22 protein-coding genes are annotated in these 26,673 nt (G+C 59.4%); 15 read left to right on the top strand and 7 right to left on the bottom strand.

The window, feature by feature from the left end; all coding sequences use genetic code 11:
- Positions 1-88 precede the first annotated feature (88 nt).
- The 4 genes from putP (at position 89) to BM254_RS05925 (ending at position 5,690) form a co-directional block, all read left to right on the top strand.
- Positions 89-1,579, top strand: a complete 1,491-nt coding sequence (putP, locus tag BM254_RS05940) for a sodium/proline symporter PutP (RefSeq protein WP_425434480.1) — start codon at positions 89-91, stop codon at positions 1,577-1,579.
- Positions 1,580-1,766: 187 nt separating this feature from the next.
- Positions 1,767-2,777, top strand: a complete 1,011-nt coding sequence (locus BM254_RS05935; protein ID WP_092000128.1) for a TAXI family TRAP transporter solute-binding subunit — start codon at positions 1,767-1,769, stop codon at positions 2,775-2,777.
- Between the two features lie 2 nt (positions 2,778-2,779).
- Complete coding sequence (locus BM254_RS05930) at positions 2,780-4,930, top strand: TRAP transporter permease (protein ID WP_092000125.1); 2,151 nt, start codon at positions 2,780-2,782, stop codon at positions 4,928-4,930.
- A 13-nt stretch (positions 4,931-4,943) separates the two neighbouring features.
- Positions 4,944-5,690, top strand: coding sequence for a sulfite exporter TauE/SafE family protein (locus BM254_RS05925; RefSeq protein WP_092000122.1), 747 nt, complete (start codon positions 4,944-4,946; stop codon positions 5,688-5,690).
- A gap of 79 nt (positions 5,691-5,769) precedes the next feature.
- Here the strand turns inward: BM254_RS05925 and acnB are convergent, their stop codons facing one another.
- Positions 5,770-8,364, bottom strand: a complete 2,595-nt coding sequence (gene acnB, locus BM254_RS05920; protein ID WP_092000773.1) for a bifunctional aconitate hydratase 2/2-methylisocitrate dehydratase — start codon at positions 8,362-8,364, stop codon at positions 5,770-5,772.
- A 255-nt stretch (positions 8,365-8,619) separates the two neighbouring features.
- On the opposite strand from acnB, the gene BM254_RS05915 reads away from it, so the two are divergent.
- Entirely contained in the window at positions 8,620-9,225 is a 606-nt protein-coding gene (locus tag BM254_RS05915; RefSeq protein WP_092000118.1) for a MiaE family protein, read from the top strand.
- Positions 9,226-9,441: 216 nt separating this feature from the next.
- On the opposite strand, the gene BM254_RS05910 is transcribed toward BM254_RS05915, so the two are convergent.
- Positions 9,442-10,326, bottom strand: a complete 885-nt coding sequence (locus BM254_RS05910) for a LysR family transcriptional regulator (RefSeq protein WP_092000115.1) — start codon at positions 10,324-10,326, stop codon at positions 9,442-9,444.
- A gap of 142 nt (positions 10,327-10,468) precedes the next feature.
- Between BM254_RS05910 and BM254_RS05905 the strand changes: the two genes are divergently transcribed.
- A complete protein-coding gene (locus BM254_RS05905) occupies positions 10,469-11,239 on the top strand; it encodes a ferredoxin--NADP reductase (protein ID WP_092000112.1) in 771 nt (256 codons plus the stop codon).
- A gap of 41 nt (positions 11,240-11,280) precedes the next feature.
- Here the strand turns inward: BM254_RS05905 and BM254_RS05900 are convergent, their stop codons facing one another.
- A complete protein-coding gene (locus tag BM254_RS05900; protein WP_092000109.1) occupies positions 11,281-12,153 on the bottom strand; it encodes an ion transporter in 873 nt (290 codons plus the stop codon).
- Positions 12,154-12,254: 101 nt separating this feature from the next.
- Between BM254_RS05900 and BM254_RS05895 the strand changes: the two genes are divergently transcribed.
- Entirely contained in the window at positions 12,255-12,911 is a 657-nt protein-coding gene (locus BM254_RS05895; protein ID WP_092000106.1) for an OmpW/AlkL family protein, read from the top strand.
- A 70-nt stretch (positions 12,912-12,981) separates the two neighbouring features.
- Here BM254_RS05895 and BM254_RS05890 read toward each other — a convergent pair whose 3' ends face one another.
- Positions 12,982-16,029 carry an LVIVD repeat-containing protein gene (locus BM254_RS05890; RefSeq protein WP_092000103.1) on the bottom strand — a complete coding sequence of 1,016 codons (3,048 nt, stop codon included), beginning with the start codon at positions 16,027-16,029 and terminating at the stop codon, positions 12,982-12,984.
- Between the two features lie 198 nt (positions 16,030-16,227).
- On the opposite strand from BM254_RS05890, the gene BM254_RS05885 reads away from it, so the two are divergent.
- The 4 genes from BM254_RS05885 to BM254_RS05870 are packed head-to-tail and all read left to right on the top strand — an operon-like array spanning position 16,228 to position 19,851.
- On the top strand, positions 16,228-17,478 hold the full coding sequence (locus BM254_RS05885; RefSeq protein WP_092000100.1) for an efflux RND transporter periplasmic adaptor subunit: 1,251 nt from the start codon (positions 16,228-16,230) through the stop codon (positions 17,476-17,478).
- Positions 17,475-18,221, top strand: a complete 747-nt coding sequence (locus BM254_RS05880) for an ABC transporter ATP-binding protein (RefSeq protein WP_092000098.1) — start codon at positions 17,475-17,477, stop codon at positions 18,219-18,221. Before BM254_RS05885 ends, BM254_RS05880 begins: the two co-directional genes overlap by 4 nt.
- Positions 18,218-19,426 carry an ABC transporter permease gene (locus BM254_RS05875; RefSeq protein ID WP_092000096.1) on the top strand — a complete coding sequence of 403 codons (1,209 nt, stop codon included), beginning with the start codon at positions 18,218-18,220 and terminating at the stop codon, positions 19,424-19,426. The genes BM254_RS05880 and BM254_RS05875 overlap by 4 nt, the downstream gene beginning before the upstream one ends.
- A gap of 32 nt (positions 19,427-19,458) precedes the next feature.
- Entirely contained in the window at positions 19,459-19,851 is a 393-nt protein-coding gene (locus tag BM254_RS05870; protein ID WP_092000093.1) for an acyl-CoA thioesterase, read from the top strand.
- 63 nt (positions 19,852-19,914) lie between these two features.
- On the opposite strand, the gene BM254_RS05865 is transcribed toward BM254_RS05870, so the two are convergent.
- Complete coding sequence (locus BM254_RS05865) at positions 19,915-20,493, bottom strand: outer membrane beta-barrel protein (RefSeq protein WP_092000091.1); 579 nt, start codon at positions 20,491-20,493, stop codon at positions 19,915-19,917.
- 282 nt (positions 20,494-20,775) lie between these two features.
- On the opposite strand from BM254_RS05865, the gene BM254_RS05860 reads away from it, so the two are divergent.
- Both BM254_RS05860 and BM254_RS05855 read left to right on the top strand, forming a co-directional pair.
- Positions 20,776-21,327, top strand: coding sequence for a peroxiredoxin (locus BM254_RS05860; RefSeq protein ID WP_092000088.1), 552 nt, complete (start codon positions 20,776-20,778; stop codon positions 21,325-21,327).
- Positions 21,303-22,199, top strand: coding sequence for a hypothetical protein (locus tag BM254_RS05855; RefSeq protein WP_092000082.1), 897 nt, complete (start codon positions 21,303-21,305; stop codon positions 22,197-22,199). Before BM254_RS05860 ends, BM254_RS05855 begins: the two co-directional genes overlap by 25 nt.
- On the opposite strand, the gene lpxH is transcribed toward BM254_RS05855, so the two are convergent.
- Positions 22,194-22,919: a UDP-2,3-diacylglucosamine diphosphatase gene (gene lpxH, locus BM254_RS05850; protein WP_092000079.1), complete on the bottom strand. Its 726-nt coding sequence runs from the start codon at positions 22,917-22,919 to the stop codon at positions 22,194-22,196. The genes BM254_RS05855 and lpxH overlap by 6 nt on opposite strands.
- On the bottom strand, positions 22,916-23,416 hold the full coding sequence (locus BM254_RS05845) for a peptidylprolyl isomerase (protein WP_092000076.1): 501 nt from the start codon (positions 23,414-23,416) through the stop codon (positions 22,916-22,918). The genes lpxH and BM254_RS05845 overlap by 4 nt, the downstream gene beginning before the upstream one ends.
- Positions 23,417-23,552: 136 nt before the next feature.
- Here BM254_RS05845 and BM254_RS05840 point away from each other — a divergent pair, with 136 nt between their 5' ends.
- Both BM254_RS05840 and cysS read left to right on the top strand, forming a co-directional pair.
- The gene (locus BM254_RS05840; protein WP_092000073.1) at positions 23,553-25,232 is read left to right on the top strand and encodes a glutamine--tRNA ligase/YqeY domain fusion protein; all 1,680 of its coding nucleotides are present in this window, start codon (positions 23,553-23,555) and stop codon (positions 25,230-25,232) included.
- Complete coding sequence (gene cysS / locus BM254_RS05835) at positions 25,229-26,617, top strand: cysteine--tRNA ligase (RefSeq protein WP_092000070.1); 1,389 nt, start codon at positions 25,229-25,231, stop codon at positions 26,615-26,617. Before BM254_RS05840 ends, cysS begins: the two co-directional genes overlap by 4 nt.
- The last annotated feature ends 56 nt before the right edge of the window (positions 26,618-26,673 follow it).

The raw sequence follows: 26,673 nt of genomic DNA, 5'->3' as shown, positions 1-26,673 counted from the left end.
TCTCATCCTGAGCTCAGGGTGCAGAAGGAGAGCCGTTGCAAGTCAACAACAAGCAACCCAAAAAGCGCACGGGGAGAAAACCGAAATGATAGGAAACAACGTAGGGGTCACGATAACCTTTATCGCCTACATCCTGCTGATGCTGGGCATTGGTTATGTGGCCTGGAAGCGTACTTCCAACCTCTCTGATTACATTCTCGGCGGCCGTTCCCTCGGCCCGCTGCCTTCTGCACTGAGTGCTGGTGCCTCGGATATGAGTGGCTGGTTGCTGCTGGGTCTGCCCGGTTATGCCTATGCCGCCGGTTTCGAGGCCATCTGGATTGCCGTCGGCCTGCTGGTAGGCACCTGGCTGAACTGGCTGTTTGTCGCCAGCCGACTGCGCACCTACTCGCTCGCCGCCGGTGACTCGCTCACACTGCCGTCGTTCTTCGAGAACCGGTTCAACGACACCAGCCGGATCCTCCGGGTAGTCTGTGCCTTCTTCATCCTGCTGTTCTTCCTGTTCTACACCAGCTCCGGCCTGGTTGCGGGTGGCAAGCTGTTTGAGACCGTGTTCGGCCTGGATTACACCGTCGCCGTCGTCGTCGGTACCATCGCGGTGGTTTCCTACACCTTCTTCGGTGGTTTCCTGGCGGTTTCCTGGACCGACGTGGTGCAGGGCCTGCTGATGTTTGCCGCTCTGCTGCTGGTTCCGATCATGGCCATGAACCTGGCCGGTGGCTGGGGCGAAACCATGAGTGCCATGGAAGCCAAGAATCCGGAACTGATGAATGCCTTCACCGGCACCGACGGTGAATCTCTGGGTATCCTGGCGATCCTGTCCCTGCTGGGTTGGGGTCTGGGTTACTTCGGTCAGCCGCACATTCTGGCCCGTTTCAAGGCCATCCGCAGTGAAGAGGACGTGCCGACTGCCCGCCGCATTGCTGTGATCTGGAGTGGCCTGGGTCTGCTGGGTGCGCTGCTGGTCGGTTTTGCTGCCATTGGCTACTTCGACACCCCGCTGGAAGACGGCGAGCGCGCCTTCATGCTGCTGGTTGACGCCCTGTTCCATCCGGTGATTGCCGGTATCCTGCTGGCTGCCATCCTGGCCGCCATCATGAGTACTGCGGATTCCCAGCTGCTGGTGTCCTCATCTGCACTGGCCGAGGACTTCTACAAGGCGATCTTCCGCAAGGACGCTTCCCAGGCCGAGCTGGTGTGGGTAGGCCGCTTTGCCGTTGTTGGCATCGCGATCATCGCCTGCATCCTGGGTCTGAACCCGGACAGCAAGGTTCTGGAACTGGTGTCCTATGCCTGGGCAGGCTTCGGTGCCGCCTTCGGTCCGGCCCTGATCCTGTCCCTGTTCTGGCGTGAAATGACCAGGGCGGGTGCGATTGCCGGCATCATCGTCGGTGGTGTGACCGTTGTGGTCTGGGGCAACATGTCCGGTGGTATCCTTGATCTGTACGAGATCATTCCGGGCTTCATTTTCGCCACCATCGCCATCGTGGTTGTATCCAAGGTCGGCGACAAGCCGCATGCCGATATCCTGGCCGGCTTCGACAAGGCCATCAAGGCGCGGTACCACAACCTGCCGTAAGGCAGTCACTGTGACCGGGAGATGATCCCGGATTCGAAAAGCCCCCGGCATCTGTGTCGGGGGCTTTTTTGTGTCGTAACAGAAAGTTATGTTTACTCTTGGGCTGGAAACAGGCGGATCCAGCGACTATGTTGAGTAGGTTAAAGTCCACCAAACCAGTCAAAATAATGAAGAGGGGCAACGGGTTATGAACAAGCGAACTTTCCTGAAATCCGCCATGGGGCTGGCCGCTGCAGCAGCGGTTTCCCTGTCTCCGCTCACGGCACAGGCCGAAGGCAACTATGTCATGGGCACCGCCACAACCGGGGGTACCTACTACCCGGTGGGTGTCGCCATCTCCACGCTGATCAAGGTCAAGCTTGAGCCGACAACCGGTATTTCCGTTTCTGCCATCAGCTCCGCCGGCTCCGGCGAGAACCTGAAGCTGATGGACGAGGGCCAGATCCAGTTCGGTATTCTCCAGGGTCTCTACGGAGCCTACGCCTGGAACGGTACCGGCCCGGTACCCAAGGCCTACAAGAACCTGCGTTCGGTCTCTATGCTGTGGCAGAACGTGGAGCACTTTGTCATCAGTAAGGAGCTGGCCGAGACCGGCACCATCGAGGACATGACCAACCTGTACGGCGAGACTTTCTCCATCGGCGCCCGCAACTCCGGGACCGAAGGTTCGGGCCGTTTCATCCTTGGCAATCTCGGAATCGACCTTGAACAGATGGACATGGCCTACCTGGGCTACGGCCCGAGTGCCGATGCGCTGCAGAACGGCAACATCGACGGCATGAATATCCCTGCCGGCGTTCCGGCCTCGGCGGTCACCCGTGCCTATGCCAACATGGGTGAAGACATCACCACCCTGCATTTCACGGAAGAACAGCTGGCCGAAGTGAACAGCGACTTTGAGCTGTGGACACCCTATAACATCCCGGCCGGCACTTACCCGAATCAGGAAGAGGACATCAATACCATTGCCCAGCCGAACATTCTGGCCGTGCGGGCCGATGTGTCGGAGGAAGATGTGTATGAGATCACCAAGACTATCTACGCCAACCTGCCGTTCCTGAACAACATCCATCCGGCCACCAAGGCCATGGCGCTGGAAAAGGCGATTGCCGGTTTGCCCATGCCGCTGCATCCGGGTGCCGCCCGTTTCTACCAGGAGCAGGGGCTGACCATTCCTGACCGACTCATCGCGAAATAACGGTGGCGGTAACGGAAAAGGACGGATCCCTCGACGGGATCCGGGATGAAAGTGTCAGTGGGGCCAGCGAACGCCTCGATCACCGGCTCCTGGGGCCGGTGATCTTTGGCCTGGCGATACTGACCTCACTGACACACCTGTACTTCAATACTATCTCCACATTGTCCGAGCTGTGGACCTCGGCGCTGCACTTCGGGTTGTTCGGGCTGATCTGTACCCTGACCACGCCGATGTTCAGGGCCCGGTCCACGGCCGGGCAGAAATTCGTGCTGGGGATGGATGTTATCCTGGGGCTGCTGGCGCTGGCCTGTGCGTTTTACCTGATCGCGTTCGAGACGGCCCTGTACGAGCGTGGCGTCAATTTCAATACCACGGACTGGCTGGTTTCAATCACGGCCGTGGTCCTGGTGCTGGAGTTCGCGCGCCGGACAGTCGGCTGGTTCATTCCCGCACTCTGCATTGTCGCACTGACCTATGTCGCCTGGTGGGGGCAGTACGTTGACGGCATCTTCAATTTCCCGGGCCTGAGCTGGGAGACGGTACTGTTCCGCTCCTACATCGGGGGGCAGGGTATGCTCGGCTCCATCGCGCGCATCTCCTGGACCTACGTGTTCATGTTCATTCTGTTCGGGGCGTTTCTGGTCAAGTCCGGGGCAGGGGATTTCATCATCGAGCTGGCTCGCTGCGCCGCCGGGCGCTTTGTGGGCGGGCCGGGGTTTGTGGCGGTGTTCTCTTCCGGCCTGATGGGGTCGGTGTCGGGCTCCAGCGTGGCCAACACGGTTTCCACCGGGGTCATTACCATTCCGCTGATGCGCAAATCCGGCTTCCCGGCCCGGTTCTCGGCCGGTGTCGAGGCGGCGGCTTCCACTGGAGGGCAGCTGATGCCGCCGGTCATGGGGGCGGGCGCCTTTATCATGGCGTCGTACACCCAGGTTTCCTACCTGACGATCATCGGCGTGGCAGCATTGCCGGCGCTGCTGTATTTCCTGTCCGTCGCCATGTTTGTGCGTATCGAGGCCAAGCGCAGCCATGCCGTCAAGCTGGAGGATGATGACGCGCCCCGGCTGGTCGAAGTGCTCAAGGACGGCTGGCACTTCCTGCTGCCGCTGGTGGTTCTGGTGTCGGCACTGGTCTATGGCTTCACGCCGACCTATGCGGCAGGCATCGCCATTCTTTCGGTGATCGTGGCGTCGTGGTTGTCGAAACATCCCATGGGCTTTCGGGATATTCTCGACGCCCTGGCCATGGGCGCACGGAATATCATGACCACGGCGATCCTCCTGATAACCGTCGGGCTGATCGTGATGGTGGTTTCCACCACCGGTATCGGTAATACTTTCTCGCTGATGATTACTGACTGGGCCGGCGGCAGCCTGCTGCTGACCATTATCCTGGTGGCCCTGGCCTCGCTGATCCTGGGGATGGGGTTACCGGTAACCGCGGCCTACATCGTACTGGCGACACTGTCAGCCCCGGCGATCTACCAGCTGATCGCCCAGAGCCAGCTGCTTGAAATGATTATGGCGGGGAATTTGCCCGAGCAGGCGAAGGCGGTTTTCATGCTGGCGGCGCCGGATAAGATGGATCTGCTAGGTGCGCCAATGGATCGGGCAACCGCCATGGAACTCCTCGCGGTGGTTCCTGATACCTTCAGCAGTCAGTTGCTGGACCAGGCGCTATCGCCGGCGACCCTGTCCATGGCCCTGGTGGCGGCCCATATGATCATTTTCTGGCTGTCCCAGGATTCCAACGTCACGCCGCCAGTCTGCCTGACCGCCTTCGCCGCCGCGGCCATCGCCGGTACGCCCCAGATGCGCACCGGATTCACGGCCTGGAAGCTGGCCAAGGGCCTCTATATCATGCCACTACTGTTTGCTTATTCGCCGCTGATCACCGGCGATTTCACCGAGATGCTGAGGGTTTTCTGCTTCGCGCTGTTCGGCATCTACGCCATCATCGCCGGCCTTGAAGGCTATCTCGAGCATCCGTTGCATCCGGTTGTCCGTCTGGTGATGTTCCCGATTGGCGCGCTGATGCTCTGGCCCCACGGTCAGGTGATGCTGGATGCCGCCGGGCTGGTAATTTTCGTACTGGTCTTTATATGGAGCAGCCGCCAGGGTCGGGGGATCGTGACGGCCCCGGCGAAAGCATGATGGAACCGGAACCATGACCGTAGTGGAAGTGCTGGCTTTACTGGCCATCGGTGGCGTTGCCGGCTTTATCAACGTGCTGTCCGCCGGCGGTTCGATGCTGACCCTGCCTTTGCTGATGTTCCTGGGCCTCCCACCCCAGGTAGCCAATGGCACCAATCGGGTGGCCATCACCCTGCAGAGTGTCACCGCGGTCAGTGGCTTCCGCCGCATGGGGCATGGCAACCTCAAGGTCAGCCTTTACCTGGCGGTGCCGGCGGTCATCGGTTCGCTGCTGGGGGCCTGGCTGGCAACCGGGGTGCCGGATGCCATCTTTGAGCTGGTGCTGGTATTGGCCATGATTGGCGTATCGGTGTTCATGCTGTTGCCGCAACCGAAGCTGGATACCCGCCCGCTGACCACCGATCGCCTCGGACCAGTCATCTTCTTTGCCATGTTCCTGATCGGCATGTACGGCGGCTTTATCCAGGTTGGTGTCGGAGCGCTGTTCCTGGTGGTGCTGTACCGGATCCTGAAGATCGACCTGCCCCAGGTGAATGTGTTCAAGGTGTCGATCATCCTGCTTTACACGGTCCCGGCGTTGCTGATCTTTGCCCTCAATGATCAGGTCCGGTGGGGGATGGGGCTGACACTGGCACTGGGGAACATCGTGGGTGCCTTCCTGGCCGTGAAGGTGAACCTGAGCAGCCAGGGTGCCCGGTGGGTGAAATGGCTGACGCTGGTCATGGTGGCGGCGATCCTGATCCGGCTGATCTTTTACTGATGCCGTGGTCGGGGAGGGAGCATAAAAAAACGCCAGCCCGAAGGCTGGCGTTTTTGCTGGAGGTTACTCCAAAAGCGACTTAGGCAACGCTGGCCTCGGACGCTTTCTTGGTGTACTCCTCCATCTGGTCGAAGTTGAGATAGCGGTAGATCTCTTTCGACATGCTGTTCAGGTCCTTGGCGTACTCCATGTACTCCTGCGGAGTCGGGAGTTTGCCCAGTACCGCGCCCACGGCTGCCAGTTCCGCGGAGGTCAGGTACACGTTGGCACCATCGCCCAGGCGGTTCGGGAAGTTACGGGTGGAAGTGGACAGAACAGTCGACTTCGGAGCGACCCGTGCCTGGTTACCCATGCACAGGGAGCAGCCCGGCATTTCGGTGCGAACACCGGCGGTGCCGTAGGTGTTGAAGTAACCTTCTTCCATCAGCTGCTGCTGGTCCATCTTGGTGGGCGGAGACATCCACAAACGGGTGCTCAGGGCGCCCTTGTGCTGCTCCAGCAGCTTACCAGCGGCACGGAAGTGACCGATGTTGGTCATGCAGGAACCGATGAACACTTCGTCCACCTTGTCGCCAGCCACTTCGGACAGGAACTTGGCGTCGTCCGGGTCGTTCGGGCAGCAAACGATCGGCTCTTTGATGTCGGCCAGATCGATCTCGATCACGTGGGCGTATTCCGCGTCCTTGTCGGCACGCATCAGTTTCGGATCCTTCAGCCACTCTTCCATCTGCTGGGCGCGACGCTCCAGGGTACGCGGATCGCCGTAACCTTCAGCAATCATCCAGCGCAGCATGGTGATGTTGGAGCGCAGGTACTCGGCCACGGACTCTTCAGACAGGTTGATGGTACAACCGGCTGCGGAGCGCTCGGCAGAGGCGTCAGACAGTTCGAATGCCTGCTCGACGGTCAGATGCTCCAGGCCTTCGATTTCCAGGATGCGACCGGAGAACTCGTTGATCTTGCCCTTCTTCTCGACGGTCAGCATGCCCTGCTTGATGCCGTACAGCGGGATGGCATGAACCAGGTCACGCAGGGTGATACCCGGCTGCATCTCGCCCTTGAAGCGGACCAGAACAGATTCCGGCATGTCCAGCGGCATAACGCCGGTAGCAGCAGCAAATGCCACCAGACCGGAACCAGCCGGGAAGGAGATGCCCATCGGGAAACGGGTGTGGGAGTCACCACCGGTACCAACGGTGTCCGGCAGCAGCATACGGTTCAGCCAGGAGTGGATGATACCGTCGCCCGGACGCAGGGAAACACCGCCACGGGTGCGGATGAAGTCGGGCAGCGTGTGCTGCATTTCAACGTCAACCGGCTTCGGATAAGCGGCAGTGTGACAGAAAGACTGCATCACCAGGTCGGCCTGGAAGCCCAGACACGCCAGGTCTTTCAGCTCGTCACGGGTCATCGGGCCAGTGGTGTCCTGGGAACCGACGGTGGTCATGTGCGGTTCGCAGTAGGTATTCGGACGAACGCCTTTGCCTTCTTCGAGGCCACAGGCCTTGCCGACCATCTTCTGGGCCAGGGTGAAGCCCTTGTCGCCGGCTTCCGGATCTTTCGGCAGGCGGAAGATGTCGGTAGCGCCCATGCCCAGAGCCTGGCGGGCCTTGTTGGTCAGGCCACGACCGATGATCAGCGGAATACGACCGCCGGCCTGCACTTCGTCCAGGATCACGTCAGACTTGAACTTGAACTCGGAGATGGTCTCACCGGCTTCGTTCAGGATCTTGCCTTCGTATGGGCGGATCTCGATCACGTCGCCCATGTTCATGTCGTCTACCGGGGCTTCGAATACCAGGGCGCCGGCGTCTTCCATGGTGTTGAAGAAGATCGGGGCAACCTTGTTACCGATACAGACACCGCCGGCACGCTTGTTCGGCACGCCCGGAATGTCTTCACCGAAGAACCACAGAACAGAGTTGGTGGCAGACTTACGGGAAGAACCGGTACCTACTACGTCACCTACGAAGGCAACCGGCAGGCCCTTGGACTTGATTTCATCGATCTGGCTCATCGGGCCGGTTACGCCGGGCTCTTCCGGCTTCAGGCCGTCACGCTCCATCTTGTAGGCAGCGCGGGCGTGCAGCGGGATGTCCGGGCGGGACCAGGCATCCGGAGCCGGGGACAGGTCGTCGGTGTTGGTTTCGCCGGTAACCTTGAACACAACCATCTTGGTGCTCTCGGGAACCTTCTTCTTGTTGGTGAACCACTCGGCGTTGGCCCAGGACTCAACAACAGATTTGGCGACGGCGTTGCCGGCGTCCATCTTTTCCTTCACGTCGTTGAAGGCGTCGAACATCAGCAGGGTCTTCTTCAGCTGCTCGCCAGCCAGTTCGGCCAGTTCACTGTTGTCCAGCAGCTCAACCAGAGTCTCGATGTTGTAACCACCCTGCATCATGCCCAGCAGCTTTACAGCGTATTCCTTGCTGATCAGCGGGGAAGTGGCTTCGCCCTTGGCGATGGCAGACAGGAAGGCGGCCTTGACGTAAGCGGCTTCGTCCACGCCCGGCGGAATGCGGTTTTCCAGGAGGTATACCAGGGTTTCCTCTTCACCCGCCGGCGGGTTCTTCAGCAGCTCAACCAGGGCTGCGGTCTGCTCGGCGTTCAGGGGCTTGGGCGGGATACCCAGGGCTTCACGTTCGGCAACGTGTTCACGATAGGCTTCTAACACGATATGGACCCTCATCAGTTGGAATGTCCCGCGGTTGGCATCATGCCTGGCGGGAGTTTTATGGCGAAAAGGCCACGGGAGCCTCTGAATAACACCTCAAATCACCGATGGGGTTTCAGGATTTATTCAGAGACTCCCTGAACTGGCGCTGCATTCTATAGGAAACCCCTTATAAAGTTAAGTTGGACAGAGGTCGGAGGAATCTGCTAAGTGCGCTATACTCCCGCCTCCCGAATTTTCAGCCCGAAATCCGATATGACCGACGCCCTGCAAGAGATACACGATTTCCTCCCGTGCCGTACTCCGCAGAAGTGGATTGAAAACGCCCTGGACAACCAGGACCTGTTGCTGATCGACCACGCCCATTGCGAGAAGAAAGCTGCTTCCACGGCGCTCAGCCTGATGTATCGCTATGTGGACAACAGCGACCTTCTTAACAAGATGTCCCGGCTGGCGCGGGAAGAGTTGCGCCATTTCGAGCAGGTTCTGGCGATCATGAACAAACGTGGTGTGGACTATGGACACCTGACACCGGCCCGCTATGCCGCCGGGTTGCGGCAGGCCGTGCGCACCGAGGATCCGGGTCGGCTGGTGGATGTGCTGATCGTCGGCGCGATCATCGAAGCCCGCTCGTGCGAGCGTTTTGCCGCCCTGGCGCCGTTTCTGGATGACAAGCTGGCGGATTTTTACAACAGCTTGCTGAAATCCGAGGCCCGGCATTACCAGGACTATCTGAAGCTGGCGGTGCAGGCCAATGGCGGGCCCGTGGATGAGCGGGTGGGGGAGTTTCTGGCGATCGAGAAGGAGCTGATCGAGGCGCCGGATAGTGAGTTCCGGTTTCACAGTGGGCCGGTAGGTTAGCAGGGGCCCGCTAATAAGTTGGGGTCAGATGAAAGCTTTCATCTGACCCCGTCTTAGATTTGCCTCGAGGGTTCCCTCAAGCTCAGAGCATCGGTCCAGGATGGGGTCAGAAGAAGGCTTTCTTCAGACCCCTGGTTCTCAGCGCTTCGGCCCCAAATGGGGTCTGATGAAAGCTTTCATCTGACCCCGTCTTCGGTCTGCCCCCCATCTTCATCGTCACTCCAGCCCCCGACACAGCTCCATCCACGCATCAATCCCCGCACTCCGGTACTTCTGCTTGTGCAGGATAAAGTAGAACTGCCGGTCAAACCGCCGGTGCTCGGGCACTTCCAGCGGCACCAGGCTCCCGCGGCGGAAGGCGTCGACCAGGACCACCTGTGACAGGCACCCGATGCCCAGGTCCGCTTCCACCGCCCGTTTGATCGCCTCGGTATGCTCCAGTTCCAGCAACACATTCAGATCCGGAAGCAGGCCGTGCATGCCGCGTTCGAAGCTCTGGCGGGTGCCGGAGCCCTGTTCGCGCATGATCCAGGTGGCTTCCCGTAAATCGTCGTCGGTCAGCTTTCCCTTGGTGGCGAGGGGATGGCTGGGCGAGCAGAACACCACAAGTTCGTCCTCCCGCCAGGGGATCATCTCAAGTTCGGACGACTGCAGTTCCCCCTCGATCAGACCGATATCCAGCTCGAAATCCTTCACCCGCCGGGCGATGGTGCTGGTGTTGGCCACCTCCAGGGAGACACGGGGGCGGGTAGGGGTATTCATGTATTGGGCCATGACGCCGACGGCCAGATAGTTACCGATAGTCAATGTGGCGCCGACCTTGAGGGCGCCTACTTCCGAGTGTTTACTGAAGGCCTGTTCCAGTTCCCGGGCCTGGGCCAGTACCGATTCCACCTTGGGCCGGTACAGGCGCCCGAGTTCGTTGAGCTGGAGGCGCTTGCCGACCCGGTCGAACAGCTGGATATCGAACTGGCTTTCCAGCTCCTTGAGGGCGCTGCTGGCCGCGGATTGGGACATGGCCAGGGAATCGGCGGCCCGGGTGATGTTCTGGAAGTGGGCAGCGGCGAGGAAGACCTCAAGCTGACGGAAACTGAATTTCATAAGGAAGCGCCATAAATCGATTTTGCCGAATAAGGTTATGGGTATATCCCATTTCATCGATAGGTTAAACGTGGGTTACACTTCAGGCAATTGATATTCAGACGATTCACGCTTTTTGCTTGAGCGCAGGTACGAGGTTTACATGAGCAACCTGATGAAAGAAACGGTCACCAGCGTACATCACTGGAATGACACCCTGTTCAGCTTCAAAACCAGCCGCGATCCGGGATTCCGGTTCAAGAACGGTCATTTTGTGATGATTGGCCTCGAGACCGATGGCAAGCCGCTGATGCGCGCCTACAGTATCGCCAGCGCCAATTACGAGGAAGAGCTGGAGTTTTTCTCCATCAAGGTGCCGGACGGCCCGCTCACCTCGCGTCTGCAGCAGATCAAACCGGGCGATGAGATCCTGCTGAGCAAGAAGCCGACGGGTACCCTGGTGCTGGACAACCTGCTGCCGGGCAAGAACCTCTGGCTGATCAGCACCGGCACCGGCCTGGCACCGTTCATGAGCATCATCAAGGACCCGGAAGTCTACGAGGCGTTCGACAAGGTGATCCTCACACACGGTGTGCGCTATATCTCCGAGCTGGCCTACCAGAAGGAGATCGAGGAGCTGCCGGAGAACGAATTCTTTGGTGAGATGGTCAAGGGCAATTTGTTGTACTACCCGACGGTCACCCGAGAGCCGTTCCGCAACGAGGGCCGCCTGACCGACGCCATGGAATCCGGCAAGATCACCCGGGATCTGGGACTGCCGGATTTCAATCCGGACACCGACCGTTTCATGATCTGCGGCAGCCCGAGCATGCTGAAGGATACCTGCGCGATCCTGGACAAGATGGGATTCCGTGAGGCCCGGGGCGGTGACATGGGCCATTACGTGATCGAGCGGGCGTTCGTGGAGCAGTAAGCTCTAAGTCCAGTAGAAACGCTCAGGAAAGCCCCGGGGTCTCAGGCCTCGGGGCTTTTTGCTTTCCTGCGGGGATCCGGTGTTTCTTCATCAAGCCAGGTGCCGCAGTATTTGCAGTAACGGGCGTCCTGCTCGTGCCGGTGTTTGCCGCAGCCCGGACAGGCTTCATTGGAATACCGCTCCCGCTGAAGCGCTCGGATCACCTCGGCCGAGAAAATGCCTACCGGTAACGCGATGATCGAATAACCGACCAGCATGATGGCGACGGAGATGAACTGCCCCAGAGCCGTCACGGGAGTGATGTCCCCGTAGCCGACGGTGGTCAGGGTAACAATACCCCAGTAAATGGCTTTCGGAATGCTGGTAAAGCCCGCTTCGGCTGGTTCGATCAGGTATAGCACTGACGAAAAGATGGTCACCAGCATGATGACCGTGAACAGGAAAATCCCTATCTGGTGCCGGCTGCGCACCAACGCGCCCCAGAGCAAGCGCTTTTCGCCCTCCAGTGTCATCATTTCCAGCACCCGGAACAGCCGTAGCGCCCGCAGCAGGCGCACAACGACCAGCACCTGCGCACCGGGGAACAGTAAAACCAGCCAGGTGGGCAGAACCGCCAGCACATCGATGACCCCGTAAAAGCTCTTCAGATAAAGCCCCGGTTTTTCCAGGCAGTAGATCCTCAACGCGAGTTCAATTGTGAATATGACGGTAATGACCCACTCGGTGTAATAGAACACCTCTCCGAAACGTTCGTGATACTCGTCAATGCTGTTCAGCATCACGATGGCTACGCTAAGGAAGATCAGAATCACCAGGGCAATATCAAATGCCTTGGCGATCCGTGTATCCGACTCGAAGATCAGCTGGAAAAGGCGCGTTCGCAAGCCAAGTTTGGCGGGTTTCAGGGTTGGCATCCGGTGACTGTCTCCTGTTTGTCCAAGGAATGCTGATCTTTACTAGACTCTAGAGAGCGGTCTCTCATCCCGTCAACAAACTTTCCTGGGAGGGAAAAATCATGAAGGGATTTTCTGCAACGAATCTGGCCAGTGCTGCTGTTGTTTCATTGCTGGGGGGCGCTTTGGCAGGCCCGGTTCAGGCCGGGGCCGGTGATTTTTATGTCCGGGCGGGTGTCAGTGCCATGGACCCGGATACCGGGAGTGAGAGCTTTTCGACCATACCTCGAAGCGGTGTTCGGCTGGACAGCGATGTCACCCTCGGGGGTGCCCTGGGGTGGTTTGTCACGGAGTCTGTGGCACTGGAAGTCAGTTCTTCGTTGCCGTACTCGCCGGACCTTGAGGGCAATCAACGGTTGAAGGACCTGGGCATTGGCAACATCGGGGATGTGAAATACGTTCCGACGTACCTCACGATGAACTTCTTTTTCCAGGATACCTCTGCGGTCACGCCGTATCTCGGTGCCGGCGTTGCTTTCAACAAATTCTACGATGAGAATGCCAAACTGTCCGGACTGGACGTCAACCTGGACAGCACCTTCGATCCCACAGTTCTGGCGGGTGTCGAGCTGGACTTCGGTACTCCGGTGCTGGTCAATTTCGACGTTCGCTATACCCTGCTGGATACCGACGCCAAATTCTCCGGAGCCATTGACGAGACCGTTGAGATGGAGATCGATCCGGTGGTGTTCACATTGGGCGTGGGCTACCGGTTCTGAGCCGAATTGACAGGAGCTGGAACGAAGAAGGCCGGGATTTCCCGGCCTTCTTCGTTCTGGTATTCAAGTTTTATTGACGGAAGATCACCAGGCCACCGCCACCATCGGCGACATAGACCCGTCCATTAGCAATCGCGGTTCCGGTGGCTTCACCGACGGTGTGCTGGTGTTCCATCAGCACCGGATTGGCGGGATCGCTCCAGTCGAGCTTGGCAACGCCGGCTTCGCCGTAGGCCACGTAGAACAGCAGCCTTGGCTCATCCAGGGTGTACCAGTGGCCGTCACCATCAACCAGCAGAGTGTCAGCCGGGAAGTATTGCGGTGTCATGTACAACGCTTCAGGATCGGAATCCTCCAGTCCCGGTTCGGCCTGGAGCCGATACTGGGCGACCGCCTCGGGACGGTAGTCGTACCCGCCGCTTCCCATGGTCCAGATCTTGTTGGGCTCGACACCCTCCGGCAGCGGCGCCAACAGGTCTTCAATGCTGTAGGCCAGGAGGCCAAAACCGCCGTAGCTGAAGTAGGCGTGATCACCCACCACATCGACATCCACACTGCGGCTATCCGCCTTGCCGATATGCACGGTTCCGTCCAGCTCTTCCTCGATCTTGATCGGCTGGAAGATCTTGACCAGTTCCATGCCCGGGGTTACCCCCTCCACCAGAAGACCAGTCATATCCACGACCGCGATGCCGGAATGGCCGGACGCGACGAAGGCGTAGATCCTGCCGTCTTCAGGGTTGGTCCAGAGTTCCACGCCGGAGGCGCGACCCAATAGCGGATTGCCAGTCGCTGAGCCCAGATTGGCAACCACGTGATTGCCGGTGCCGTCAGCAGGGTTCATGGTCATGTCGTACACGGTCAGACCGTTGCTGCCGTCGGCTACCACGGCGTAATTGCCATGGAAATCCACGTCGTAGGCATGGTCCTGCCGGCTGATATCGCCGTAGGAGCCGGTTGCCAGGTTGTGCTCGTAGAAGTCCGAGGGCTGCGGGGTCAGCAACAGCGGCGCACCCTGTACTCCCTGGCCAGCCTCTGCACCACTGACATCCACGCGGCGCAGGCCCAGGCTCTGGGACATGACATAGGCCATGCTGTCTTCGGCACCCAGAATCACGTTATAGGCGTGGGGCGTTGGATAGACGGTGGAGCCATCGGGGTTGTCCACCTCGTATTCATCGACCACGGTGTTGGCAACCACGTGCGGTTCATCCAGGGCGTTACCATCGGCGTCCGCAATCTGCCACACGCTCATGCCATGGGGGCCATCGGCCATGTAGAGATACTGCTGCGTGGCCGCTACGCCCTGGGTATGACCTACCGCCAGGGGCGAGGTTGGTGTGCCATCGGCATCGGCATAGGTTTCATCGGTGCTGGCGAAGTAGGCGGGGACGGTGAACCTGGTCGCCATATCGATTTCCGTATCAGGTTCGGTTGGGAGTGGCGTCAGAACTCCAATATCCATGAAGTTCAGACCACCTGCGCCGGTGGCCTGGACAACATCAACAGCACCGGTGTCGTCGCTGAGTTCAGGCATCAGGAATAGCGCGTTACCGTGGCCGCTTACTTCTCCTGTTACCAGAAGACTTGGATCCGCATACATCCATGCAGGGAGGGACTCGTTATCGTCCGGATCCCAGGCGCCCATGTTGTAAGAGGTCACGAACTCGTAGTCGGGCCAGTGATCGCCGAGCGTACCTTGGTCATCGTTGTCAAAGTCCGTTTCGGGCATCCAGTTGGTGCTTGGATCTGCGGCCCCTTTCAGTGCGACAAGCCCCGCAAAGTGATCCGCGTAGAACACACGGTCGTTGGTAATGTCGACTTCAACGTCGATTACACCCGCTTCCTTGAGCATGCCCACACCGAAGTAGGGGAAAAGGCTTTGTGATTGCTCTCCGGTCGGCTCATCCGGGCCATGGGCGGGCACTGCTGGGGCGTAACCGAGATAACTGGTGGCCATCTCGCCTGTTGTCGTATCCGGGGCCCCCACATCAACAGCAACCAGCCCACCAAGACCGTAGGCGAGATAGACAATGGTCTGGTCACTGCCGCCTTCAGTCGTATAGGTCTCTACATCGAGCTTGTTGGCCTTGTAGTAGTACTTGCCATAGCGGTCGAAATCCGCCCAGGGTGTTGGTGCGTCAACATCTCCGTGCCAGACGTCCTGAATTTCGAACGACGCCTGTAAGTAATTCGGCATCCCTGTGTCTTCGTCGAGGTGTGTTTCCGGATTCACTACTTCATCTGCAACATTCATATCGATGAACCAATCCTCGGAAACGGTGGCGTCGGTATAAAGGTTGTAATAACCGACCCGATCCAGAGTGACAGGATCATAGACGCCCAGTCCCAGAAAGCCGATTGCGGCATACAGGTAACCGTTATGAAGCTGGAGGTCCGCCGGTGCACCCCATGGATGCTCTCCCGAATACTGAAGTGTATACATTTCTGTAGTATTGGGATCAGCGGGATCAATCAGAAGGCTGCCATCTTCTTCGAGTACGGGTGTTGAGGTAATAACGTTTGCAAGAGGAACGCGATGGATTCCGTAGCTCTCGTTGGCAATCCAAAGCGTGGTGGCTTCAGCGTCGGCTTCCAACGATTTGATGAATCCGTGTCCCTCGATTACGACACCTTCTACGATGTCACCGCCGCCTTCGGCATATTTAATGTCGTCCTGGTAATAATTCACCGGCGTGGTATGCAGCACCTGCATCGCCGCGGGATCGGTAATATCCACCACCGCAATGCCGGACTCACGCACTGCCGCCAATGCATAGGTGCGGCCCTCGTAGGGCACCACCAGGATATCCTGGATAAAGTTCTCCAGCTCAATCTCGTGCACAACACCTGCGGTAGTCTGGATTGGCGTGATCGCCAGACGGTTGGCCATGTTGTACACGGCCCAGTCAGTGTCGCCCAGATTGGCGCGGGCCGTGGCGGTGGTTGCGCCGCCGATCTGGACGGCTTTCTCGGTGAGGAACGCCTCAACAATGGCTTCTCCCTCCGGAGTTCCCAGCGAGGCATCATGATCACTGCCGCTGCAGCCGGCCAGTGTTGTTACAAGGCCCGCTGCCAGAGCTCCTGGCACGACGGACCGAAGAAATTTACTGCCCATAATTCAAATCTCCCTGGCTTTTTTATTGGCCAAGCGGCCGAGCCTTGATACATATTGTGGGCAGAAACGTTGATGGCCCTGATGCATTGGCCAAAAAATGCACGTCCTGTGTTGGCAATATAGAAGCTACCCGTCAGATTGCATATTGACGTGTCTCAAGTCCGTGGCATATGTAATCCGGTTTGGAAGGAGAAGTTGATGCAACAGGGAGAAGAGACGTCCCGGCAGGAAATGGCGGACGAAGTCAATCGGGTTATCCGTTCAGAGCGCAAACGGGGCAGGACCAGCCGAGTGATCGGGTTGCTGGTGCTGCTGGCGCTGGTGGCGATTGCCGGTTGGTGGCTGTGGCCTGATGACGGCGAGGTGCAGTGGCAGACCCACAGTCTGGACCGAGGCGATATGGTGCTGACCGCCACCGCTACCGGAAGCCTCGAGCCCAAGAGTGAGGTCTCCGTGGGTGCCGAGATATCGGGACTGATCACGCAGGTCATGGTGGACGAAAATGATCAGGTGACCGAGGGCGAGGTCCTGGCTCTGTTCGAGACCGATGAGCTGGAGGTGGCGCTTGAACAGGCGGAGGCCCAGCTTGCGCTGTCACGGGCTTCGGTGGCAGAGGCCGAGGCGACGCTGGAGGAAGCGCGGGTGGATGAACGCCGGATCAGCGCATTGCGCGAGCGGGGTACCACCGCGCAGGCGGAGCTGGATGCTGCCGTGGCGGCCCGCAAGCGGGCAGAAGCGAAGCTGGCTTATGCCCGGGCCTCGGTGAGGCAGGCCGAGGCGTCGGTTCTCCAGGCCCGAACCCGATTGGAAAAAGCGGTGATTACCTCTCCCATCAACGGTGTGGTTCTGCAGCGCAGTATCGAGCCCGGGAATACCGTGGCGGCCAGTTTCCAGACACCGGTGCTGTTCCTGCTGGCGGAGGATCTGACAGCCATGGAGCTGCATGTGTCCATGGACGAGGCCGATGTCGGGCTGGTGGAAGCCGGGCAGAAGGCAACCTTCACCGTGGATGCCTGGTCCGGCCGGGAGTTTTCTGCCGAAGTGCTCAAGGTTCATCTTTACCCGGCTGTTGAGAACAACGTGGTTACCTACACCACGGTACTTTCCGTGGATAACAGCGAAGGCTTGCTCAAGCCGGGCATGACGGCCACCGCCACCATTGAAACCGGACGGCGTGAGGGCGTTCTGCGGGTACCGAACATGGCCTTTCGCTTTACTCCGCCGACGACAGATGGCGGTAGTGGCGGACTGTTCAGTCATCCCGCTGCCCGCGCCGGGGGTAACCGGGCAGGACCTTCCAATACGGTCTGGGTGCTCCGTGACGGGGAACCGGCCCGGGTCGTCGTGCAAACGGGGGCCTCCGATGGCCGCTACACGGAACTGCCCGGCGACGAGCTGGCGGAGGGTGACCAGGTGATTACCGGCATGCAGGCGGCGGTAACTCCATGACTGAGCCTGGTAATGTCGGCGGCTCGGCCACGCCTCAATTCGCGCCATCCGTGGTGGAGATGCGCGACATCTACAAGATTTACGGCAGCGGTGCGACCGAGGTTCGCGCCCTGGATGGTGTGAGCCTGAACATCCGGGCGGGGGAGTTCGTTGCCATCATGGGGCCGTCGGGCTCTGGCAAGTCCACTTGCATGAATATTCTGGGGTGTCTGGATGTGCCCACTTCCGGGGAATACTGGTTCCGGGGAGTTGAGGTCGGTGGTCTCGACCGGGATGAACTGGCCCTGCTGCGCCGCAACTTCATGGGCTTCGTGTTCCAGAGCTTCAACCTCCTGCCCCGCACCAGTGCCCTGAGTAACGTTGAACTGCCGCTGATCTACGAGGGAGTCCGGCCCGCGCGCCGTCATGAGCTGGCGATGAAGGCGCTCAAGACTGTTGGCCTCGTAGATCGCGCGCACGCGACGTCGGCCCAGCTTTCCGGTGGCCAGCAACAACGGGTGGCGATAGCCCGGGCCCTGGTGACCGAGCCTCCGGTTCTGCTGGCGGATGAGCCTACCGGCAACCTGGACACCGCCATGGCCGGGGAGATCATGAAGGAGCTTGTTTCCATCCGTGAACAGCGGGGAATCACCATCCTGATGGTCACCCATGAGCCGGACATCGCCCGCTATGCGGACCGGGTACTGTTTTTCACCGACGGCAAGCTGATCCGGGACGGTGCACCGGCGGAGGTGATTCCGTGAGGGCCCTGGATACCCTGGGCATGTCGGTGCAGGCCATTGCCCGTAACAAACTGCGTTCGTTCCTCACGACCCTGGGCATTATTATTGGCGTGGCCAGTGTGGTGGCCATGGTGCACCTGGGGCAGTCCGCCACCCGCAGCGTGACTGAACAGATTGCCAGCATCGGTTCCAACCTGTTGTTTGTCATGCCCGGGACTGCCCAGCGGGGCCCCGGCGGCCTTCGCACCAGTGCGGAGAATTTCGAACTGGCGGATGCAGAGGCTATCCGCAACGAGGTGGATGGCATTCTGGTGGCTCCGGCACTTACCACCAGTGCCACCGTGGTAATCGGTAATGCCAACGACACCATTCCGGTGATCGGAACCACCAACGAATATTTTGCTGTGCGCAACCACTACCTGGAGTACGGCCGCGAGTTCGAGGATGGCGAGCTGTCTTCCGGTGCCGCGGTGTGCATCATCGGCAAGACCCTGATCGAGGAAATGTTCCTGGGGCAGGAACCCCTGGGGTCAAACATCCGGGTAGGGCGTACTGCTTGCCGGGTCATCGGTGTGCTGGAAGCGAAGGGCGAGTCCATGGGCCAGGACCGCGACAAGACCATCCTGATGCCGGTCAAGGCAGTCCAGCGCCGGCTGGTGGGTGAGCTGGACGTCAGCGCAATCTATGTGTCCGCGCTGGTGGATGGCTCCACGGGACTGGTGCAGGACCAGATAGAATCCCTGTTGCGCCAGCGCCGCAATCCGGTCAACGGCGGTGCTGACGATTTCTATGTCCGGGATACTCAGGACATTGCCCAGACTTTGGAGAGTACCACCAACACCCTGACGATCCTGTTGGGTGCCATCGCGGCCGTCAGTCTGCTGGTGGGGGGCATCGGCATCATGAATATCATGCTGGTGTCGGTCACCGAACGCACCCGGGAAATCGGAATCAGGCTGGCTATCGGGGCCCGGGCCCGGGATGTGCTCACCCAGTTCCTCGTTGAATCCATTGCCCTGTCAACACTCGGCGGCCTCATCGGTCTCGTTATCGGTGTGGGTGGCACCTGGTTGGTCACCTGGCAGCTGAACATGCCGTTCGTGATTTCGCCGACCGTGATGGCCGTGGGTTTTTCCTTTTCCGTGGCGATCGGCGTCATCTTCGGGTATTTTCCTGCGCGTAAAGCCGCCATGCTCAACCCCATCGATGCGCTGCGGCACGAATAACCCGCACAGAGACATAAAGACAGGAAACGAGGATGTTCACACTCGAGATTGAACCCAGGTTCAGCGACACAGACGCCCTGGGCCATATCAGCAACACGTCATTGCCGGTCTGGTTCGAACAGGGCCGGACGCCCATCTTCCGTATTTTTCACCCGACACTGGAAGTGAAAACCTGGCCCCTGATCCTGGCCCGCCTGGAAATCGATCTGCTGGCCCAAAGCTACTGGCACATGCCCGTGGAAATCCGCACCGGGATCGGAGAGATCGGCAACAGTTCGTTCCGCGTGATCCAGGAAGCCTGGCAGGACGGCAAGAAGATTGCCCGTGGTGTGTCGGTGCTGATCCACTTCGACTACGAGCATGAGAAATCGGTTCCGATTCCCGAAGAAATCAAGGCGAAACTGGCCGAGCATGCCATGGAGTGATGGGGTGGTGCAGGGCCCTGTCCGAAACAGGGCCCGGCGGTTCTGGAAATATATCGAGAGATATCAGAACCGGTAGGTGGCACCGATGCTAAGGACATCGATGTCGTAGGTGTCGAAGCGGCCTACGATAGCCAGGTTGTTTTGCAGGTTGTAGCGGGCGCCAATGCCCACGCCGAGTTCGATGCTGGAATCGCTGCCAGAGCCGAATTCGGTGTCAACTTCAGCGTCCACGTAAACCAGCCCGGCCCTGCCCAGCAGTTCCAGTCCCTTGACCTGCTCATCCAGGTTCAGTGTGTAGGTGGCGTAGCCGCCGAGGCCGAAGTAGCTTGCTTCGAGCTTGTAATTGTTGCCAAAGCCATCGGAGTAACTCTGCTCTGCATCCGCAGCAGTCAACGTCAGTTCGGCTTCTGCACCGAGGCCCGGCAGAATCTGGTCCAGACTCGTGCCAAAGGTGCCGGCAATAACAATGGCATCATCGCTCAGACCCATATCGGCAAAGCCCAGGCGTGCTTCCGCATAACCGTTTGCGACCAGATCGTTGGTGGTCAGGCCGTTGGAACCGGAGGTGCCGTGGTTATCCGCGTGGGCAACGCCGGAAGCCAGGGCAGCGCACAGAGCCGAGCAAATCAATGCGTTCTTCATACTACATCCTTTTTCTGATTTTTGACGTCCGGACCGGGCGGGGCCGGTGCCGGAGCGCAGACTCTATATAAGCAAACGGAATAAATCGTTAATACATTCGTAACATTTTGAAATACTTCACAGAAATAGTGGTGGCTAACGGAAGCGGAAACTCCCGGAATCTGAAGGAATGTTAAGCGGGTGGTCATTACCCCGGACAGCAGGGTGCTTCATAATGGCGTTTGCTGAACCAAACGCCGGTCACCGTGGTATAACCGGGTTCATGCCACAGGAGACAACACCATGACAAGCATCCCCGAGAATATCCCGGCGCCAGTGGACGACGGTGCCTGTGATCACCTGAGAGGACAGGCCCTGCCGAATGTTACGCTGACCAGCTCTGAGGGGCGCCCGGTAAATGTGGGCAGTCTGGCGGGCACTGTGGTGCTTTACTTCTACCCCCGTACCGGTCGTCCGGACCGGCCGTCCCCGGATGGCTGGGCGCAGATACCGGGAGCTCTCGGTTGCACGCCCCAGGCCTGCGCCTTTCGGGATCATCACCGGGAGCTGACTGACCTGGGCGTACAGGTCTTTGGTGTAAGTACCCAGGATTCCGGGTATCAGCAGGAGGCCGTCGATCGGCTGGGTATTTCGTTTGAACTGCTCAGTGATGAGAACCTGGCGCTGGCACAGGCGCTGGAGCTTCCGCTGTTTACTGTTGAAGGCGTGACCCTGAACAAGCGGGTGACGCTCATTGCCAAAGATGGCGAAATCCAGAAGGTGTTCTATCCGGTGTTTCCGCCGGATGATCATGTCTATGAGGTGATTGATTGGTTAAAGGATTCTTCCCGCTGATTCTGCTTCTCTCTTCCTTCATCCTGGCCGGTTGTGATGCCGGCCCGGAAAAGGAGGAGACCGCCGAATCCAGCCAGCCAGCAGAGGATACCGAAACTGCCGCGCCTGCATCGGGCGCGGATATTTCCCTGGCTCTCAAGCCTGCCCAGATGGACTGGGTGGGCCAGAAGATTTTCCAGAACGAGTGCGCGGGCAAGTTGCGGTGCCTGGTGCATTGGAACGAGGGAGAGGCGTTCCCCTCGTTGGGCATCGGGCATTTTATCTGGTACCCGGAAGGGGTGGATGGACGTTTTGTCGAGAGTTTTCCCAAGCTGATCCAGTATATGACCCAGCGCCAGGCGGCGGTGCCGGACTGGCTGGTGAATCTTGAACCATTTGATGCGCCCTGGCCGGATCGGCAGGCTTTCCTGGAGGCGGAGGATTCCACCCGTGTTGCGGAACTCCGGGAGTTTCTGGCGGGTACCCAGGGGCTTCAGGCCGAGTTCATTTTCCGCAGGGCCAGGGAGTCCCTGGACAACGTGATTGCAGCGGCCCCCGAGCAGCAACGGGAGCGGGTTACGGAGCATCTGGCGCAGCTGAGTGCGACGCCCGGTGGCGTCTACGCCCTCATGGACTACGTCAATTTCAAGGGCGAGGGGCTGGCCGAATCCGAGCGTTACGATGGCGAAGGCTGGGGCCTGTTGCAGGTTCTGCTTGAGATGAACCCCGAGCAGGAGCAGGCCGCCCTGGACGCCTTCCGTTCTGCGGCCGCGGACGTACTCACCCGCCGTGCCGAGAATGCCGAGAATCCGATCGAGCGTGAGCGCTGGCTGCCGGGCTGGCTCAGACGGCTCGAGACCTATCGCGAGCCGTCCGAAGCCCCGTCGTCATAACGGGGCCTTATTCAGCTCCGGCTCCTTGCCCGGCTCCAATGTCAGCCACCAGACATACTGATCCCAGTCACCCAGGACGATGCGGCGGGCATCCTGGCAGTTGGCCTGCAGTTCGTGGACTGCTGGCCGGTGGGTGTGGCCGTGGATCAGGCGCTGGACGCCATGGGCCTCCATCTCTTTTACAACTTCTTCGGGCGTGACATCCATGATTGTTTCGGCCTTGCCCTGATTCTTGGCCATGGAGATTTCCCGTAACTGCCGGGCCATCTGCTGGCGGTCCTCCAGGGGGCGGGCCAGGATCATCTGCTGCCACTGAGGGTTGCGCATATTGGCGCGGAACTTCTGGTACTCCACGTCGGCGGTACACAGGCTGTCGCCGTGCATCAGCAGGGTGGGTGTGCCGTAAAGATCCACCACCGTGGGATCATCCAGCAGGGTGGCACCGGCACGGTTGCAGAAATCCTCACCGATCAGGAAGTCCCGGTTACCGTGCATCAGGAAGATGTCGGTACCGCTCTCGCTCACTTCCTTCAGGGCGGCGGCAACGGTTTCCTGCAGGGGAGTGCGCTCGTCGTCGCCGATCCAGGCCTCAAAGAAATCCCCCAGGATGTACAAACGCTCCACACCCATGGCCTTGTCCTTCAGAAAGGCCAGAAACGCGTCCGTGATGTCCGGACGCGACTCCTCCAGGTGCAGATCGGAGATAAACAGCGTGGTCACGCGTCCTCCAGAACCTCGGCTTTCTCGATGATCACGTCCTCGGCGGGAACGTCCTGGTGGCCGGCGCGCATGGTGGTGCGTACGGCACGGATCTTGTTGACGGTATCCATGCCATCAACCACCTTGCCGAATACGCAGTAACCCCAGCCCTCGGCGTTCTTGGCGGTGTGATCCAGGAAGCCGTTGTTCTCCACGTTGATGAAGAACTGGGCGGTGGCGGAATGCGGGTCCATGGTGCGGGCCATGGCGATAGTGCCAACCATGTTGCTGAGGCCGTTGTCCGCTTCGTTCTGGATCGGCTCCCGGGTCTTGCGCGGGGTCATGCCCGGCTCGAAGCCGCCACCCTGAATCATGAAGTTGCTGATTACCCGGTGAAAGATCAGTCCGTCGTAGAAACCGTCACGAACATACTGTTCAAAGTTTTTGGCGGTTTCCGGGGCCTTGTCGTAGTCCAGTTCGAGCTTGATATCACCGAAATTGGTTTGCAGCAGAATCATCAGGGTTTCCTGTACAGGTTTATAGAGGTTTCAGGGCGCTATTGTACTCAAGAGTTTTGCGCTATGCATGAGTCCGGAAAGGATTTGTGAGTATAATACGCGGTTTAAGATTCAACCCCTGTCCAACAGAGATTGTATGAGCGCCGAGTCGAAGAAAGCCCACAACTTTATCCAGAGCCTGATCGAAGATGCCATTGCCAAAGGTGAGCACACCGGCAAGGTCGTCACCCGTTTCCCGCCGGAGCCGAACGGCTACCTGCATATTGGTCATGCCAAGTCCATCTGCCTGAATTTCGGGATTGCCGAGACCTTTGGTGGCGAGTGCAACCTGCGGTTTGACGACACCAACCCGGAGAAGGAAAACCAGGAGTACATCGACGCCATCAAGGCGGATGTGCAGTGGCTTGGTTACGAATGGGCCGGTGAGGTGCGGTATGCCTCCGACTACTTCGATGCCCTCTACGACTTTGCCGAGGAGCTGATCCGCAACGGCAAGGCCTATGTCTGTGCGCTGTCCGCGGACGAGATGGCCGAGTACCGAGGCTCCCTGAAGGAACCCGGCCGTAACAGCCCGTACCGCGACCGCCCGGTGGACGAGAATCTGCGGCTGTTCCGTGACATGCGGGACGGCAAGTACCAGAACGGTGAATTGGTGCTGCGGGCGAAAATTGACATGGCGTCCCCGAACATCAACCTCCGGGACCCGATTCTGTACCGGATCCGTTACGCCGAGCACCACCAGACCGGCGACAAGTGGTGCATCTATCCGATGTACGACTACACGCACCCGATCTCCGATGCCCTGGAGGGCATTACCCACTCCCTGTGCACCCTGGAGTTCGAGGACCACAGGCCGCTGTATGACTGGGTGCTGGACAACATCTCCGTGCCCTGCCATCCGCGCCAGATCGAATTTGCCCGGCTGAACCTGAACTACACCATCACCTCCAAGCGCAAGCTCAAGCGCCTGGTGGACGAAGGTTACGTGGACGGCTGGAACGACCCGCGCATGCCCACCATCTCCGGCATGCGCCGCCGCGGTTACACCCCGGAATCCATCCGCAGCTTCTGCGACATGATCGGCGTGAACAAGGCCGGCGGCACCGTGGATGTGGGCATGCTGGAGCATGCCATCCGGGAGGATCTGAACACCCGTGCCCCGCGTGCCATGTGTGTGATGCGCCCACTGAAGGTGACCCTGACCAACTATCCGGCAGACAGGACCGAAACCCTGACCCTGCCGGTGCATCCGCAGAACCCGGACATGGGCGAGCGGGAAGTCACCTGGAGCCAGGTTCTGTATATCGACCGGGAAGATTTCGCCGAGGAGCCGCAGCGCAAGTGGAAGCGGCTGGCCCCGGACCAGGCGGTGCGCCTGCGGGGCGGTTATGTCATGACCTGCCGGGAGATCGTCCGGGACGACAGTGGTGAGATTGTAGAGCTCAAGTGCGAGTACGATCCGAATACGCTCGGCGTGAACCCGGAAGGCTACAAACCCAACGGTGTGATCCACTGGGTGTCGGCATCAGACAGCGTGGAAGCGGACATCAACGTCTATGACCGCCTGTTCAACCACGAGTCTCCGGACAGCGACAAGGGTGGGGATTTCATTGACCACCTGAATCCGGAATCCCTCGTCGTTCTGAAGGGCGCCCGGGTCGAGAAAGGCCTGGCGGACCCGCGCACGGACCTGCCGTACCAGTTCGAGCGCGAGGGTTACTTCTTCTGCGATCAGGAGCAGACCTCTGCCGCCGGCCACCCGGTGTTCAACCGTACCGTCACCCTGCGGGATTCCTGGGGTAAGGGGGGCAAGTGATCCGAATCTACAACACGCTCACGCAGAAAAAAGAAGAGTTCCAGCCCATCGAACCGGGCAAGGTGCGCATGTATGTCTGCGGCATGACTGTGTATGACTACTGTCACCTGGGCCACGCCCGGGTACTGGTGGCTTTTGATGTGATCACCCGCTACCTGCGCCACCGGGGCTACGACGTTCACTATGTTCGCAATATCACCGATATTGACGACAAGATCCTGCGCCGGGCTGATGAGAACGGCGAGGTATATTCGGATCTGACCGAACGCATGATCCGCGCCATGCACGAAGATGAGGCCAAACTCGGTGTACTGTCTCCGGACGAGGAGCCCCGGGCCACCGCCTACATCGACGAGATCATTGCGATGATCCACAAGCTGGTCTCCAGCGGTCACGCCTACGCCGCGGATAATGGTGACGTGTACTTCGCGGTGGAATCTTTTCCCGACTACGGCAAGCTGAGCAAGAAAAAGCTGGAAGACCTGGTGGCAGGCGCGCGGGTTGATGTTCAGGAAGCCAAGCGCAGTCCGGCCGACTTTGCCCTCTGGAAGGCTGCCAAGCCGGGGGAGGTCAGCTGGCCTTCGCCCTGGGGAGAGGGTCGTCCGGGCTGGCATATCGAATGTTCCGCCATGTCGACCCAGTGTCTGGGCGACACCTTTGACATCCATGGTGGCGGACCGGATCTTCTGTTTCCGCATCATGAAAACGAAATCGCCCAGTCGGAGTGCGCTACCGGGCACAAGTTCGTTCATACTTGGATGCACGCTGGCGCCATTCGCGTGAACAAGGAGAAGATGTCCAAATCCCTGGGGAACTTCTTCACAATCCGCGAGATTCTGGACAAGTATCCGGCCGAAGTCGTGCGGTACTTCCTGGTATCAAGCCACTACCGCAGTCAGGTGGATTACTCGGAAGACAACCTGGCCGAGGCAGGGCGAACGTTGACCAAGCTCTACCATGCCCTGCGCGGAATTGTTCCGGCGAAGGAAGCGGATGTGCCCGAAACCGGGCATGACCGCCGATTTATTGAAGTGATGGATGATGACTTCAATACCGCCGGCGCGATTGCCGTGTTGCACGGTGTGGCCAACGAGATCAATCAGTACCGTCGTGACGGTAACGAGGAAGAGGCGAAGAAAAGCGCTGCCGTCCTCGTTCGCCTTGGTGCTGTGCTCGGTCTGCTGCAGCAGGACCCGGAAGCCTTTTTCCAGGCCGATACCGGGGGCGAGCTGAGCGCTGAGGAAATCGAGGGGCTGATCCAGGCCAGGGCCGACGCCCGCAAGGCAAAGAACTTTGCCGAGGCCGACCGGATTCGCGACGAGCTCGCGGAGAAGGGCATTATTCTGGATGATTCCAGGGAAGGCACGACCTGGCGCCGCGGGTAAACAGGGATCCAGGCTCCGACTATAAATGTGAGTCGGGAAATCAAACGCATTGAGGC

It is taken from the genome of Marinobacter pelagius, assembly GCF_900114925.1.
GTDB lineage: Bacteria > Pseudomonadota > Gammaproteobacteria > Pseudomonadales > Oleiphilaceae > Marinobacter > Marinobacter pelagius.
The sequence above is the reverse complement of the archived record's forward strand: the minus strand, read 5'-3'. Positions and strand labels throughout refer to the sequence as shown.